This is a genomic window from Pseudomonas monteilii (genome assembly GCA_001534745.1).
GTDB classification, from domain to species: domain Bacteria; phylum Pseudomonadota; class Gammaproteobacteria; order Pseudomonadales; family Pseudomonadaceae; genus Aquipseudomonas; species Aquipseudomonas alabamensis.
Genome location: CP013997.1, coordinates 4,390,925 through 4,405,861, shown reverse-complemented (window position 1 = coordinate 4,405,861; position 14,937 = coordinate 4,390,925). Strand labels below are relative to the sequence as shown.

The 14,937-nt window shown below is 66.3% G+C and carries 16 protein-coding genes; 8 read left to right on the top strand and 8 right to left on the bottom strand.

What is annotated here, in order from left to right:
• Nucleotides 1-572 precede the first annotated feature (572 nt).
• The 4 genes from APT63_18850 to APT63_18835 form a co-directional block, all read right to left on the bottom strand.
• Nucleotides 573-1,565, bottom strand: a complete 993-nt coding sequence (locus APT63_18850; GenBank protein AMA47524.1) for an alpha/beta hydrolase — start codon at nt 1,563-1,565, stop codon at nt 573-575.
• Nucleotides 1,566-1,670: 105 nt separating this feature from the next.
• Entirely contained in the window at nt 1,671-2,261 is a 591-nt protein-coding gene (gene rsmD / locus APT63_18845) for a 16S rRNA (guanine(966)-N(2))-methyltransferase RsmD (protein AMA47523.1), read from the bottom strand.
• Nucleotides 2,261-3,748 carry a peptidase M16 gene (locus APT63_18840; GenBank protein AMA47522.1) on the bottom strand — a complete coding sequence of 496 codons (1,488 nt, stop codon included), beginning with the start codon at nt 3,746-3,748 and terminating at the stop codon, nt 2,261-2,263. The genes rsmD and APT63_18840 overlap by 1 nt, the downstream gene beginning before the upstream one ends.
• On the bottom strand, nt 3,741-5,096 hold the full coding sequence (locus APT63_18835) for a peptidase M16 (protein ID AMA47521.1): 1,356 nt from the start codon (nt 5,094-5,096) through the stop codon (nt 3,741-3,743). The genes APT63_18840 and APT63_18835 overlap by 8 nt, the downstream gene beginning before the upstream one ends.
• Nucleotides 5,097-5,327: 231 nt before the next feature.
• On the opposite strand from APT63_18835, the gene APT63_18830 reads away from it, so the two are divergent.
• From APT63_18830 to APT63_18815, 4 genes are all read left to right on the top strand, one after another.
• Nucleotides 5,328-6,938, top strand: a complete 1,611-nt coding sequence (locus APT63_18830; protein ID AMA47520.1) for a signal recognition particle-docking protein FtsY — start codon at nt 5,328-5,330, stop codon at nt 6,936-6,938.
• Nucleotides 6,935-7,606, top strand: a complete 672-nt coding sequence (locus APT63_18825) for a cell division ATP-binding protein FtsE (protein AMA47519.1) — start codon at nt 6,935-6,937, stop codon at nt 7,604-7,606. Before APT63_18830 ends, APT63_18825 begins: the two co-directional genes overlap by 4 nt.
• Nucleotides 7,603-8,628: a cell division protein FtsX gene (locus APT63_18820; GenBank protein AMA47518.1), complete on the top strand. Its 1,026-nt coding sequence runs from the start codon at nt 7,603-7,605 to the stop codon at nt 8,626-8,628. The genes APT63_18825 and APT63_18820 overlap by 4 nt, the downstream gene beginning before the upstream one ends.
• 108 nt (nt 8,629-8,736) lie before the next feature.
• Nucleotides 8,737-9,591 carry an RNA polymerase subunit sigma-70 gene (locus APT63_18815; GenBank protein AMA47517.1) on the top strand — a complete coding sequence of 285 codons (855 nt, stop codon included), beginning with the start codon at nt 8,737-8,739 and terminating at the stop codon, nt 9,589-9,591.
• A 70-nt stretch (nt 9,592-9,661) separates the two neighbouring features.
• Here the strand turns inward: APT63_18815 and mtgA are convergent, their stop codons facing one another.
• Nucleotides 9,662-10,399: a monofunctional biosynthetic peptidoglycan transglycosylase gene (mtgA, locus tag APT63_18810; GenBank protein ID AMA47516.1), complete on the bottom strand. Its 738-nt coding sequence runs from the start codon at nt 10,397-10,399 to the stop codon at nt 9,662-9,664.
• A 64-nt stretch (nt 10,400-10,463) separates the two neighbouring features.
• Here mtgA and APT63_18805 point away from each other — a divergent pair, with 64 nt between their 5' ends.
• From APT63_18805 to APT63_18790, 4 genes are all read left to right on the top strand, one after another.
• A complete protein-coding gene (locus APT63_18805) occupies nt 10,464-10,835 on the top strand; it encodes a hypothetical protein (GenBank protein AMA47515.1) in 372 nt (123 codons plus the stop codon).
• Nucleotides 10,836-10,938: 103 nt separating this feature from the next.
• Nucleotides 10,939-11,139 carry a thiamine biosynthesis protein ThiS gene (locus APT63_18800; protein AMA47514.1) on the top strand — a complete coding sequence of 67 codons (201 nt, stop codon included), beginning with the start codon at nt 10,939-10,941 and terminating at the stop codon, nt 11,137-11,139.
• A gap of 54 nt (nt 11,140-11,193) precedes the next feature.
• Nucleotides 11,194-11,988 (top strand): thiazole synthase, encoded by a 795-nt coding sequence (locus tag APT63_18795; GenBank protein AMA47513.1) that lies wholly within the window; start codon nt 11,194-11,196, stop codon nt 11,986-11,988.
• A 9-nt stretch (nt 11,989-11,997) separates the two neighbouring features.
• Nucleotides 11,998-12,717: a tRNA (guanine-N7)-methyltransferase gene (locus APT63_18790; protein ID AMA47512.1), complete on the top strand. Its 720-nt coding sequence runs from the start codon at nt 11,998-12,000 to the stop codon at nt 12,715-12,717.
• A gap of 53 nt (nt 12,718-12,770) precedes the next feature.
• Here the strand turns inward: APT63_18790 and APT63_18785 are convergent, their stop codons facing one another.
• From APT63_18785 to APT63_18775, 3 genes are read right to left on the bottom strand one after another with little or no spacing between them, the layout of a single operon-like run.
• Nucleotides 12,771-13,097, bottom strand: coding sequence for a hypothetical protein (locus tag APT63_18785; GenBank protein ID AMA47511.1), 327 nt, complete (start codon nt 13,095-13,097; stop codon nt 12,771-12,773).
• Nucleotides 13,098-13,107: 10 nt separating this feature from the next.
• The gene (locus APT63_18780; protein AMA47510.1) at nt 13,108-14,274 is read right to left on the bottom strand and encodes a YggW family oxidoreductase; all 1,167 of its coding nucleotides are present in this window, start codon (nt 14,272-14,274) and stop codon (nt 13,108-13,110) included.
• A complete protein-coding gene (locus APT63_18775) occupies nt 14,271-14,867 on the bottom strand; it encodes a non-canonical purine NTP pyrophosphatase (protein AMA47509.1) in 597 nt (198 codons plus the stop codon). Before APT63_18775 ends, APT63_18780 begins: the two co-directional genes overlap by 4 nt.
• Between the last annotated feature and the right edge of the window lie 70 nt (nt 14,868-14,937).

Sequence of the window (14,937 nt, the reverse complement as noted above, 5' to 3'; positions counted from 1 at the left end):
GGCCGGCGCCTCCCCTTGTGGGAGCGGGCTTGCCCAGGCAGCGACGGACCGGACGCTATCGCAGGCAAGCCCGCTCCTATAGAACAAAAAATAGCTTGTTGATTTCAAAGGAAATAATTTTAGAATCTTGTGGGCCCTGCGGGCCCAATCGCGGCCGGTCCGGCGCCCCGGCTGGGGCCGCTCCCACAGGTGACCGCGATAGCCTGTAACCCCGCGGTGGCGCTACGGGTGTAGGAGCGGCCCCTGTGCCGCGATGGGCCGCAAAGCGGCCCTAAATCGATTAGCAATAAAGCTCCGGATCCTGCCAGCTATCGACATGTTCTCTGCGCGACAGCGCGGCGCCAAGGCGGCGAGCGGACTCCCACAGGCCCGTGACAGCCGGCCTCATCCCGGCGTGATCAGGGATGTATGGACAGCCTCGCTGATCTGACAGGCCGACGCCTCCCCTTGTGTGTGCGGGCTTGCCCGCGATGCAGGCGGCGACGGACCGGACGCTATCGCGGGCAAGCCCGCTCCCACAGGGCCGTGGCAGCCGAACTCACCGTGACGCGATCAGGGTGTCGAGGCACGCTTCAGGCCTGTTCGAGCAACCACTGCGGAATGCGCCGTTCCAGGTAGTAGCGAGGTCGCCGCACGCTGCCCTCGACGAATCCCACGTGCCCGCCACGTGCGTGCAGCTCGAAGGACGTACCGGGCGCCAGTTCTTCGGCCGTCGGCAAACTGTGGGCGAAGATGAAGGGATCGTCGCGTGCCTGGATGATCAGCGTCGGCGTCTCGATCTGGCCCAGGTAATACCGGCTGGAAGCCCGTCGGTAATAGTCCTGGGCACTGTCGAACCCGTTGAGCGGCGCGGTGACCTTGCCATCGAAGTCCCAGAACGTGCGCAAGCGCCCGAGTGGCCCCAGACGCTCCAGCGCCGCCAGCCCCTCGAGATGGCCCTGCTGGCGCAAGTAATCATGCTTGGCCGACAGGTGCGCTGACAGCTCACGCATGAAATGCGCCTGGTACACCCGGGAAAACCCCAGGGCGATACGGTCGGCGCACTGGTCGAGTCGAAAGGGCACAGAGACCGCCACGGCCGCGTGCAACGCGCTGTCGGCGCCGCGCTCGCCCAGGTACTTGAGCAGCACGTTGCCGCCCAGCGAATACCCCACCGCATGCAGAGAGGCCAGGGGACGCACGCGGCGCAGGTGTTCGACCACCTGTGCCAGGTCTTCGCTGATGCCCGAATGATAGCTGCGCGCCAACCGGTTCGGCTCCCCCGAGCACCCTCGCCAGTTGACGGCCACGCTGGCCCAGCCGCAGCCAGCCAGGGCGCGTTGCAGACCGATGACGTACGGTGACTGGGAGGACCCGGTCAGCCCATGCAGCACGACGACGAGCGGAGCCTGTGCCGAGTGGGGGCCATGCCAGTCCAGATCGAGGAAATCCCCATCGTCCAGCCAGAGGCGTTCGCGTGTGCGTGACAACTCCTGTTGGCGGCGGATGAACGGTCCCCACAGTGTCTGCAAGTGGGGGTTGCCCAAGCCGATGGCAGGGTGGAAGGGAGAGCGATCGAAGGGCATGTGTAGAACTCCGGATACGGTGCGCAAGGCATCCAGCCGGGCTGACCGTGGCGCAAAGACCGCCTGCGTCGGTGGGTGCGAAGCAGGCGGGCGGGCCCGGTCAGGTCAATGCTTTTGCCACAGGGCGTAATGCACCTGGCCGGTTTTCTTCTCGCGGTGCAGGCGCCAGCTTTCCGGCATGGCCAGGGTCGAGGGCGCCGCCTCGCTTTCGGTGTAGATCCAGGCGTGTTCGCGCAGCCACTGACGCTCGTCGAGCAGCGTGCAGACGGTGGCGAGCAGGCCCTCATGGAACGGCGGATCGAGGAAGACCACGTCGAACGCCTGCTTCACCGGGCCTTCCAGGTAGCGCACCGCATCGGTCTGCAAGAGCTGCCCGCGTGGGCAGCGCAGCACTTCGAGGTTGTCGCGCAGGTTGGCGATGGCGGCGGGGTTGGTGTCCAAGGCCACGGCGTCGGCCGCACCACGGGACAACGCCTCGAGCACCAGAGCACCACTGCCGGTGAAGGCATCGAGTACGTGCGCACCCTCGATGCTGGGCGCAAGCCAGTTGAAGACGGTTTCGCGCACGCGGTCCGGGGTCGGGCGCAGGCCTGCGCCCTCCGGAACGTTCAGGCGGCGGCTGCGCCATTCGCCGGCGATGATCCGTACGTGGCCCTGGCCCCGGCTGGGACGGGCGGGTTGAGACGATCTTGCCATCAATGCTCCGGTACGCCGAGTGGCTGCTCGGCAGGTTTGTCAGTTGGGGGCGGCAGCGGCTTCTGCGCAACCTTCGGGCCCACGGTGACGATGACCAGCTTGTCGGCGTCCAGGTGGCGACGCATCGCATCCCGGACCTGCGCGACGGTCAGCGCCTGCGACTGCTGCATGAAATCTTCCAGCCAGGTCAGTGGCAGGCCATAGAAGCCGATCACACCCAGCTGCCCGACGATGCTGGCGTTGCTGGCATTCGACAGTGGGAAACTGCCGGCCAGTTCGCGCTTGGCGTCGTCCAGCTCCTGCTGGGTCGGCCCATCTTTGAGGTAGTCGGTAAGAAGGCGGCGCACCAGGTCCAGCGTGCCTTCGCTCAGCTCGGCGCGGGTTTGCAGCGTGATCATGAAGGGGCCACGGACCTGCATGGGGCTGAACATCGAATACACGCCATAGGTCAGGCCGCGTTTCTCCCGCACTTCGCTCATCAGCCGCGTGCCGAAGCCGCCACCGCCGAGGATCTGGTTGCCCAGCGACAGCGCCGGCCAATCGGGATCGGCGCGGTCGATGCCCAGCTCGGCCAGCATCAGGTGGGTCTGCTTGGACGGGAAGTCGATAGTGGTGACGCCCGCCTTGGGCTCGCCAGGCGCCGACGGCGAGGGCAGGGCGGGTCCTTTGGGCAGCGCCGAGGACACGCGTGCGGCCACCTGTTCGGCCTGCTGACGATCCAGGTCGCCGACGATGGCGATCACCGCGTTGCCGGCCGCATAGGCCTTGGCATGGAAGGCACGCAGTTGCGCAAGGCTGATCGGCGGCACGCTCTCGGGCGTCCCGTCGCTGGGGTGGGCATAAGGATGGGTGGCGTACAGCTGGCTGAACAGGGCCTTGCTGGCGATCCGCTCGGGGTTCTGCTTCTCGTACTCGAAGCCGGCCAGGATCTGGTTCTTGATCCGGGCCAGGGAATCCTGCGGGAACGTCGGCTTGCCGACCACCTGGGCGAACAGCTCGAGCGCCGGTTCGCGCTTGTCGGCGGCGCTCAGGCTGCGCAGCGAGGCGATGGCCATGTCGCGGTAAGAGCCGTTGCCGAACTCCGCGCCCAGGCCTTCGAAGCCCTGGGCGATGGCGGTGACGTCCTTGCCCGGAACGCCCTCGTTGAGCATGGCGTTGGTCAGCGCAGCCACGCCCGGCGTATCGCCGTCCTGGCTGCTGCCTGCGGCGAAGGTCACCTGCAGGTTGAACATCGGCAGCTCGCGCGCCTCGACGAACAGGACCCTGGCGCCCTCCGCGGTCTTCCAGGACTGGATGTCCAGCGTGCGCCGGGCAGGGGCCTTGTCATTCAGCTCGGCCAACGATTTCAGGGCGCTGCCAGGAGGGGGGGCATCCTGTGGGGTGCTGTCGGCCTGGACCGGGCCGACCAGCAGTAAGGCCAGGGCCATGGCATGGGCCAGGCCGCCCAGGCCCCAGGGTAGCGAGCGCAGTGCGCGACGATCATTCATGGGCCGATGCCTCCGGCAGGACGTGGGCGACGCTCAGGCGTTCGCGGGTGAAATAGGTACGGGCGGCGTTCTGGACGTCCTGGGGCGTCACCTGCTTGAGCGCGTCGAGTTCTTGGTCGATCAGCTTCCAGGACAGCCCAACGGTCTCCAGCTGGCCGATGGTGGTGGCCTGGCTGCTGATCGAGTCGCGCTCGTAGACCAGCCCGGCGATCACCTGGGCGCGCACGCGTTCGAGTTCCTCGGCGCTGGGCGGGGTGTTCTTGAGCTCGTCGAGCTGCTGCCAGAGGCCCTGCTCGACGTCGCCCAGGGACTTCTGCTTCTGCACGTTGGGCGTGGCCGAAATCATGAACAGGCTGTCGCCACGGGTGAAGGCGTCGTAGCTGGTGGACGCCCCGGCGACCAGTTCTTGGCCGCGCTCCAGGCGCGAAGGCAGGCGGGCGCTGTAACCTCCGTCGAGCAAGGCCGAGATCAGGCGCAGCGCGTGCACGTCGCGCGGGTCCTTGGCGGTGGCCAGGCCGGGCACGTTGAAGCCATAAAGCAGCATCGGCAGCTGGGTGCGCAGGTGCAGGGTCAGCTGGCGCTGGCCGGGCTCGGCCAGTTCGATCGGCAGCTTGGCCGGCGGCACCGCGCGCTTGGGGATCGCGCCGAAATACTTCTGTGCCAGGCCTTTGACCTCGTCGGCCGTGACGTCGCCGACGACGACCAGCGTGGCGTTGTTGGGCGTATACCAGGCGTCGTACCAGTGGCGCAGTTCCTCGACCTTCATGCGCTCGAGGTCGGCCATCCAGCCGATGGTCGGCGTGTGGTAGCCGCTGGCCGGGTACGCCATGGCCCGGAACAGCTCGAAGGCCTTGCCGGCCGGCTTGTCGTCGGTGCGCAGGCGCCGCTCTTCCTTGATCACCTCGATCTCGCGGCTGAACTCGTCGGCCGGCAGGCGCAGGCTGGCCATGCGATCGGCCTCCAGCTCCAGGGCGACCGGCAGGCGATCACGGGCCAGGACCTGGTAATAGGCGGTGTAGTCGTCGCTGGTGAAGGCGTTTTCCTCGGCGCCCAGGTCGCGCAGGACCCGCGAGGCCTCGCCTGGCCCGAGCTTGGCGCTGCCTTTGAACATCATGTGCTCGAGGGCGTGGGACAGGCCGGTCTGGCCCGGGGTCTCGTAGCTCGACCCGACCTTGTACCAGATCTGGGAGACGACCACGGGGGCGCGATGATCTTCGCGCACGACCACCTTGAGGCCGTTGTCCAGGGTGAATTCATGGGTGGGTTGAGCGGTGGCGGCATAGCCCGTCAGGGGCAAGCAGAGCGCGCTGAGCAACAGGCCAGCGGCGCGGCGAGCGAGAGCATTCATACGTTGTTTAACCTGTAGGGCGGCCAGCGCGGACTTAGCGTCCGTGGGCCAGGAGGTGCTAGGATACTGATCCGCTTGCCTGGCGACCATGCCTGTTGCCGTTCTCGCCCCGCAGGCCTCACGACAAATTAGTGCGCATGAACCAGGCGGATTCAAAATAGTCTGTTCTGCATTTGAAGAACTCCGATGCGCCGCTGGTGGCCCATCGCTTGCCTGAGATAGCCGTCTCCCATGTTTGGTTCCAACGACGACAAGAAAGCCCCGGCCGACGCTGGCGGTAAAAAAGGCCTGTTCAGCTGGTTTCGCAAGAAGCCGCAGACCCCTGTCGCCGAGCCGTCGGCACCCGAGCCTGTAGCACCGCCGGCCAGTGAAGCCGCGCCGGTCACGGCGGATGCACCCGTGGTGGTGCCGGTCGAGCCGCCGCCTGCCATCCCGCCGCGCGCCGAGCCGCTGCCGGAGGCCCCCGTGCAGGCGATGCCCGAGCACATCGACCCTGACGAACCGCCGACCGGCAGCCTGGTGCTGCCCGTGGCCGAGGAGCCCGTCGCGCTGGTAAGCGACCTGACGCCGCAGGCGCCGCCGGAGATCCCGGAGCGCCCTGCGTCGGTGCTGGTCGAGCCTGTTCCGGCAGAGCCGGCCCCGGTCACCGCCGACGTGGTGCCAGAAGCACCGGTCGTCGCGCCCGCACCGACGGCGCGCCTGCCCGAACCGCCTGCCACACCGCCTGCGCCTGCGCCGGTAGTGTCTTCGCCTGCTGCATCGCCATCGCCTGCACAGCCCGCGCCCGCGCTCCGTGAGCCAGCACCTGCCGCACCGGTCGCGTCGCCTGTATCTGTACCTGCACCTGCCGCGGCACCGGAGCCAGAGGTCGAGCCGACCCCCGCCGCCCCGGCACGTCCCGAAGAACCCAAGACCGGCTTCTTCGCCCGCCTCAAGCAAGGCCTGAGCAAGACCAGCGCCAGCATCGGCGAAGGCATGGCCAGTCTGTTCCTGGGCCGCAAGGCCATCGACGACGACCTGCTCGAGGAGATCGAGACGCGTCTGCTGACGGCCGACGTCGGCGTCGAAGCGACCTCGGTGATCGTCCAGAGCCTGACGCAGAAGGTCGCGCGCAAGCAGTTGGCCGATGCCGATGCGCTGTACAAGTCCCTGCAAGACGAGTTGGCCGGCCTGCTGCGTCCCGTCGAGCAGCCCTTGCGCGTCCAGTCGCAGAACAAGCCGTTCGTGATCCTGGTCGTGGGCGTCAACGGCGCCGGCAAGACCACCACCATCGGCAAGCTGGCCAAGAAGCTCCAGCTCGAAGGCAAGAAGGTCATGCTGGCCGCTGGCGATACCTTCCGCGCCGCGGCAGTCGAACAGCTGCAGGTCTGGGGTGAGCGCAACAGCATCCCGGTCATCGCCCAGCACACGGGCGCCGACTCGGCCTCGGTGATCTTCGACGCCGTGCAGGCCGCCAAGGCGCGCAACATCGACGTGCTGATCGCCGACACCGCCGGCCGTCTGCACACCAAGGACAACCTCATGGAGGAGCTCAAGAAGGTGCGCCGGGTCATCGGCAAGCTGGATGCCGACGCCCCTCACGAGGTGCTGCTGGTGCTCGACGCCGGCACGGGCCAGAACGCCATCAACCAGGCCAAGCACTTCAACCAGAGCGTCGAGCTGACCGGCCTGGCCCTGACCAAGCTCGACGGCACCGCCAAGGGTGGCGTGATCTTCGCCCTGGCCAAGCAGTTCGGCCTGCCGATCCGCTTCATCGGTGTGGGCGAGGGCATCGACGACCTGCGCACCTTCGAGGCCGAGCCGTTCGTCAAGGCCCTGTTCGCCGAGCGGGAGCATCCATGATCCGCTTCGAACAGGTTGCCAAGCGCTACCCCAACGGCCACATCGGCCTGCACGAACTGAGCTTTCGTGCGCGCCGTGGCGAATTCCTGTTCGTGACCGGCCACTCCGGCGCTGGCAAGAGCACCTTGCTGCGCCTGCTGCTGGCGATGGAGCGACCGACCAGTGGCAAGCTGCTGCTGGCCGGGCAGGACCTGGGTCAGATCACCAATGCGCAGATCCCGTTCCTGCGTCGACAGATCGGTGTGGTGTTCCAGAACCACCAGCTGCTGTTCGACCGTACGGTCTTCAACAACATCGCCCTGCCACTGCAGATCCTCGGCCTGTCCAAGGACGAGATCGCCAAGCGCGTCGATTCGGCGCTCGAGCGGGTGTCGCTGAGCGACAAGGGCGAGCTGTTCCCGGCGGACCTGTCCACCGGGCAGCAGCAGCGCGTCGGGATCGCCCGTGCCATCGTGCATCAGCCGGCCCTGCTGCTGGCCGACGAACCGACCGGTAACCTCGACCCGCGCCTGGCAGCCGAGATCATGGGCGTGTTCGAAGACATCAACCGGCTGGGCACCACCGTGCTGATCGCCAGTCACGACCTGGCCCTCATCGCCCGCATGCGCCACCGCATGCTGACCTTGCAGCGCGGCCGACTGATCGGCGACGGGGAGGCCGGACAATGAGCGAGATTCGTAGCCCCAAGGTGTCCGAGCGCGTCGCGCCGAAGGCCGCCGACGCCAAGCCTGCCAAGAAGCGCGGCCAGCACGACGACGATGGGCCTGGGTTCAAGGCCCTGCTGCGCGCCTGGGGCGAGAGCCATCGGGCCAGCCTGGCCGACAGCCTGCGACGCCTGGGCAAACAGCCTGTCGGCAGTTTCTTCACCTGCCTGGTGATGGCCGTGGCGTTGAGCATGCCCATGGGCCTGTCGCTGCTGCTGAAGAACGTCGAGCGCCTGGGCGGCTCCTGGCAGCGCGCGGCGCAGATTTCCCTGTACCTGAAGCTCGATGCCAGCAGTGCCCAGGGCGAGGCGCTGCGCAAGCAGATCGAAGGCATGCCGGGTGTCGCGGATGCGCAGTACGTCAGTCGCGAACAGGCGCTGGAAGAATTCCAGCAGCAGTCGGGCCTTGGCGAAGCGCTGCGCGAACTGCCGGACAACCCGTTGCCCGGCGTGGTGGTGGTGACCCCGACCGAGGTCGACAAGCCAGCGCTCGAAGCCTTGCGTCAGCGCCTGGCGGAGCTGCCCCGGGTCGATGTCGCGCAGCTCGACCTGGTGTGGGTCGAACGCCTGGCCGCGATCCTCAAGCTGGGCGATCGCTTCGTCTTCGGCCTGGCCGTGCTGCTGATTTCCGCCTTGCTGTTAGTAATTGGTAACACTATTCGTCTACACATCGAGAATCGCCGGATCGAGATCGAAGTGATCAAGCTGGTGGGCGGTACCGACAGCTATGTCCGACGGCCTTTCCTGTACATGGGCGCGCTCTACGGCCTGGGTGCAGGCGTGCTGGCCTGGGGCATCCTGGCCTTCGCACTGGACTGGCTCAACGATGCCGTGGTGGGGCTTTCCGACCTCTATGGCAGCGACTTCGCCCTCGCAGGGGTACCAGGGGCCGATGGACTTTCACTCTTGATCGGTGCTGTACTGTTGGGGTATATCGGTGCATGGATCGCCGTGGCTCGTCACCTGAACGAGCTGGCGCCACGTTAAGTCCTTTCGCCAACATTAAGCCTTTTTCACGACCGGAACTTGCCCTGCGGGTTCTGGTCAATGTTGGCAGTGCCATGAGCACATTTTCAGTGAGTCGGAGGTTCTTGAATGACCACTTCGTTGCAACCTGCCTATGCCCTGGTGCCCGGTGCAAATCTGGAAGCCTACGTGCACACGGTCAACAGCATCCCGCTGCTGACGGTCGAGCAGGAGCGTGAACTGGGCGAGCGTCTCTACTATGAGCAAGACCTGGAAGCCGCCCGGCAGATGGTGATGGCGCACCTGCGCTTCGTCGTCCATATCGCGCGCAGCTATGCCGGCTATGGGTTGGCCCAGGCCGACCTGATCCAGGAAGGCAACGTCGGCCTGATGAAGGCCGTGAAACGCTTCAACCCGGAAATGGGTGTGCGCCTGGTGTCCTTTGCCGTGCATTGGATCAAGGCCGAGATCCACGAATTCATCCTGCGCAATTGGCGCATCGTCAAGGTGGCGACCACCAAAGCCCAGCGCAAGCTGTTCTTCAACCTGCGCAGCCAGAAGAAGCGCCTGGCTTGGCTGAACAACGACGAGGTGCATCGCGTCGCCGAAAGCCTGGGCGTGGAGCCGCGTGAAGTGCGCGAGATGGAAAGCCGTCTGAGCGGCCAGGACATGGCCTTCGATCCGGCGGCCGAAGCCGATGACGACAGCGCCTTCCAGTCGCCTGCGCACTACCTGGAAGACCACCGTTACGACCCGGCCACGCAGCTCGAGGATGCCGACTGGAGCGACAACTCCAGCAACAACCTCCATGAAGCGCTCAACGGTCTGGACGATCGCAGCCGCGACATCCTCTACCAGCGCTGGCTGGCCGAGGAGAAGGCGACCCTGCACGAGCTGGCGGACAAGTACAGCGTGTCGGCCGAACGTATCCGACAGCTGGAAAAGAACGCCATGAACAAGGTCAAGGCGCTGATCGCAGCCTGACCGCTCTCAAGTGACGAGGGGGAGCAGGCCTGACAGTGGCCTGCTCCCCCTCGTCGTTTCTGGCGTTCGCTCAGCGCCCGCTGGTCTGCTCGTCCTGGGACGCCGCCGGCGTGCCTTGCAGCTGCATGAGGTAGGCCGAACCGCCGAGCTGGCTCATCTGACGCTGGATCCAGCTGGCCCGGCCTGCCACGTAGGTGCTGGGGCGGCTGGCACTCCAGCGCAACGGGCTGGGCAGCACGGCGGCCAACTGGCTGGCTTGCTGGCGGGACAACCGGTCGGCATCGACCTTGAAATGATACTGCGCTGCCGCCTGGGCCCCGAAGACGCCCGGACCCCACTCGACGCTGTTGAGGTAGACCTCGAGGATCCGTTCTTTCGACCAGAACAGCTCGATCAGACCAGTGAACCAGGCTTCCAGGGCCTTGCGCGGCCAGCTGCGACCAGGCCACAGGAACAGGTTCTTGGCGACCTGCTGGGTCAAGGTGCTGGCACCGCGCAGGCTGCCGCCCTGCTCGTTGTGCAGCAAGGCCGCGCGGATGGCCGGAATGTCGAAGCCATGGTGCTCGGCGAACTTCTGGTCTTCCCCGGCGATGACCGCCAGTTTCAGAGGATCGGCAATGTCTTCCAGCGGGCGCCATTGCCGCTGCAGGTCGATGGACTCGCCGCTGAACCATGACTGCACCTTGCGCTCGACCATCAACGCGGTGCCAGGCGGTGGTAGCCAGCGCAGCAGGATCACGAGCACGACGCTGGCGGCGGCGAACCAGAGCAGGACCGAGGCGAGTCGGCGAAGCAGGGAGGTCAGCATGTCGGTGACTTGGCCGGACGGATGGAACCGGCCATTATACAGACCCCTTTGAAGGAGTCGCCCCATGCTTCGCAGCTTCCTGATGCTTGCCGCCTGCTTCGGTTTCACCGGCGTCGCGCTGGGCGCCTTCGCTGCCCACGGTCTGAAGAACCGGTTGAGCGCAGACTATCTGGCGATCTTCCATACCGGTGTGCTGTATCAACTGGTGCATGCGCTGGCCCTGTTCGGTGTCGCCTTGCTGTGCGCCCATCTGCCAGGGCGTCTGGTGGGCTGGGCCGGTGGCCTGTTCACGCTGGGTATCGTGCTGTTCTCGGGCAGCTTGTACCTGCTGACCCTGACGGGCGTGAGCAAACTGGGCATCATCACGCCCTTCGGGGGCGCGTGCTTCCTGGGCGGTTGGCTGTGCCTGGGGCTGGCGGCCTGGCGCCTGGCATGAACCCAAGGGGTAGGCCCGCGGGACGAATGGCGCGGGGTGCCCTTGGGTTCGGGTGCAGATCGGGGCTAGAATGCGGGCCCCAAAGAACAGTGGTGCTCGTGCCATGCGCATTCAACTGAACGGTGAACCCTACGACGTCCCGGAGGGCGAGAGCGTCTCGGCCCTGCTGGCTCGGCTCGACCTGGCCGGTCGCCGGGTTGCCGTGGAACTCAACCAGGACATCGTGCCGCGCAGCCTGCATGAAGGCACGCTGCTCACCGAAGGCGACCACGTCGAGGTGGTTCACGCCATCGGTGGCGGCTGAGCCGACGGATGTCGACGGCCTGCAGGCCCTTGCAACCTTTCCAGAGGAACAACGATGAGCAACCTTCGCAGCGACACGCCTTTCACCCTGGCCGGCCGCACCTTCGCCTCGCGCCTGCTGGTCGGCACGGGCAAGTACCGTGACCTGGAAGAGACCCGTCTGGCCATCGAGGCCTCGGGCGCCGAAATCGTCACCGTCGCCGTGCGCCGTACCAACATCGGCCAGAACCCGGGCGAGCCCAACCTGCTGGACGTACTGCCGCCGGATCGCTACACCATCCTGCCGAACACCGCAGGCTGCTACGACGCCGTCGAGGCCGTGCGTACCTGCCGTCTGGCGCGCGAGCTGCTCGATGGGCACAACCTGGTCAAGCTGGAAGTGCTGGCCGACCAGAAGACCTTGTTCCCCAATGTCATCGAGACGCTCAAGGCCGCCGAGGTGCTGGTCAAGGACGGGTTCGACGTGATGGTCTATACCAGCGACGATCCGATCATCGCCCGTCAGCTGGCCGAAGCCGGGTGTATCGCGGTGATGCCATTGGCCGGCCTGATCGGCACCGGGTTGGGCATCTGCAACCCCTACAACCTGCAGATCATCCTCGAAGAATCCAAGGTGCCGGTGCTGGTCGATGCCGGCGTCGGCACGGCTTCCGATGCCACCATCGCCATGGAAATGGGCTGCGAGGCCGTACTGATGAACTCGGCCATCGCCCACGCCCAGCAACCGGTGATGATGGCCGAAGCCATGAAGCATGCCATCGTCGCCGGGCGCCTGGCCTACCTGGCCGGTCGCATGCCGAAAAAACTCTATGCCAGCGCGTCCTCGCCGCTGGAAGGCCTGATCAAGTAAGAGCCCCTGATGACTGAATCGCAAGAAACGCCGATCCCCGAAGACGGCGAAGCGCGCCCCCAGCGCCGTATCAAGAGTTTCGTGATGCGCGCCGGCCGCATGACCGAAGGCCAGCAGCGCGGTCTGGACCAGGGCGGTCCGCTGTACATCCTGCCGCTGGCGGACAGCGTCGTCGACTACGATCAGGTGTTCGGGCGCTCGGCGCCGCGCACACTGGAGATCGGTTTCGGCATGGGCCATTCCCTGCTGGAGATGGCCGCCGCCGCGCCCGAGCAGGACTTCATCGGCGTCGAGGTACATCGGCCCGGTGTCGGTGCATTGCTCAATGGGGTGCTGACCCAGGGGCTGACCAACCTGCGCGTGTACGATTGCGACGCCATCGAGGTGCTGAACCGCTGCGTGGCGGACGACAGCCTCGACCGCCTGATGCTGTTCTTCCCCGACCCGTGGCACAAGGCGCGTCACCACAAGCGCCGTATCGTCCAGGCAGGCTTCGCCGAACTGGTACGTCGCAAGCTCAAGTTGGGTGGCGTCTTCCACATGGCGACCGACTGGGAGCCGTATGCCGAGTACATGCTGGAGGTGATGCAGGCCGCGCCGGGCTATCGCAACCAGGCGGCCGACAACGCCTACGTGCCGCGTCCGCCCGAGCGGCCGATCACCAAGTTCGAGCGCCGCGGCGAGCGGCTCGGGCACGGGGTCTGGGACCTGAAGTTCGAAAAGGTGTAACGAGGCAGGATCGCTGACCGGCCGGGTCGGTCAGCGATGACTCAAGGTGTGCTTTATCCCCGCCGGTCCGCGACGATCCCGATCAACACGATCACCACCAGCAAGACCGGCCCCAGCGCGTAGTTGCCGAACTGCGCCAATCCCTTCTCCACCCACGGTGTCGCATGGATCAGTGCGGCGCCGCAGCCGACCAGCATCAAGGCCGCCATGGCCGGTACCCGCAGCGCGCCGTTCACCCCGCCCAGGCGTTGCTCTACCGCGCCCTTGAGGTCTGCGCCGAACAGCACCAGCAGGCAGCCGACCAGTGCCAACGATATCTCCGACAGGTGACCGCGACTCCAGTGCGACACGTTCGAGAGCAGGTCCAGCATCACATCCATGGAAGGTTCCTCAGGTCAGGAAGTACTGCAGCAGGTCGTTCAGGAACAGCTGTCCGCGTGGCGTGGCGACCAAGCGCTGCGGTTCGACCCGTAAAAGCCCCTTTTGTTCGGCCTCGCGCCGCGCGCTGTCCAGCTGCGCGAGCGGCACGCCCGTCCGCTCGGTGAACAGCTGGGCGTCGACGCCGTTGGTCAGGCGCAGGGCGTTCATCAGGAATTCGAACGGCAACTCGTCCAGCGGCAGCCGTTTTTCTCCTGCCTGGAACGGCTTGGCCGGGTTCAGGTAGTCCTTGGGCAGGCGTGTCTTCCAGGTGCGCAGGATGCGCCCGTCCGGGTAGCTGAGCTTGCCGTGGGCCCCGGCGCCGATGCCGATGAAATCACCGAAGCTCCAGTAGTTGAGGTTGTGCCGGGCGGCGCGCCCTGGACGCGCATAGGCCGAGACCTCGTACTGGGCGAAGCCCTGCTCGGCCAGCAGTGCCTGGCCGGCTTCCTGGATGTCCCAGAGAATATCGTCTTCCGGCAGCACGGGCGGCTGGTTCCAGAACACGGTATTGGGTTCCAGGGTCAGCTGGTACCACGACAGGTGGGTGGCGCCCAGGTCGATGGCCTGGCGCAGGTCGCCCAAGGCTTCTTCGAGAGACTGCCCTGGCAGGCCATGCATCAGGTCGAGGTTGAAGTTGTCGAACCCGGCCGCCTGGGCCATGCCCGCCGCACGTACCGCCTCGCCGCCGTCATGGATGCGTCCCAGGGCCTGCAGCTTGGCCTGCTGGAAGCTCTGCACGCCGATCGACAGGCGATTGATGCCCAGTTGCCGGTAGGCCTTGAACTTGTCCTGCTCGAACGTCCCGGGGTTGGCCTCCAGGGTGATCTCGATGTCGGGACTGAAGGCGATGCGTGCTTCGATGCCGCGCAGCAGCCGACCCAGCGCATCGGCACTGAACAGGCTGGGCGTTCCTCCGCCGAAGAAGATCGATGTCAGCGGGCGGCCCTGGGCGGCCGGCAAGTCCTGCTCGAGGTCGGCCAGCAGTGCATCGACGTAGGCCTGTTCGGGCAGCTCAGGGCCGGCCGTGTGCGAATTGAAGTCGCAGTACGGGCATTTGCGCACGCACCACGGGATGTGGATGTACAGCGCCAGCGGTGGCAGGGTCGCCAGTGTCGGCATCGAAGCATTGCCCGTCATGCCAGCCCCAGGCGTTGACGCAGCAGCGCCATGGCGCGTGCGCGGTGGCTGAGCTGGTTCTTCTCGGCAGGGCTCAGTTCGGCGCTGGAGCAGCCGCGCTCCGGTACCCAGAACAACGGGTCGTAGCCAAAACCATGCTCGCCGCTGGCCTGGAGCAGGATGCGCCCGTGCCAGAGACCTTCGCAGAGGATCGGCAGCGGGTCGTCGGCATGCCGCACCAAGGCCAGCGCGCACACGAACTGCGCAGTACGCTGTGCCTCTGGCACGTCCTTGAGCGCCGCGAGCAGCTTGGCATTGTTGGCCGCGTCGCCCTGGCCATCGGCATAGCGCGCCGAGTAGATGCCCGGCGCGCCGCCCAGGTGATCGACCGCCAGGCCGGAATCATCGGCCAGGGCCGGCAAGCCCGAAAGACGTGCGGCGTTGCGCGCCTTGAGAATGGCGTTCTCGATGAACGACAGGCCGGTCTCTTCGGGTTCGACCTGGCTGAACTCACCGACCGAGCGCAGCTGCACGGCGTCGCCGAGCATGGCTTGCAGTTCCTTGAGCTTGCCAGCGTTGTGGCTGGCCAATACGAGTTGTGGGAAGTTCATCATGAGCCTGGAAGTCTGTCTGGGTGGAAGCGCGGGATGCACCGCGCGGGCCGGAACGATCACGGACACGCGG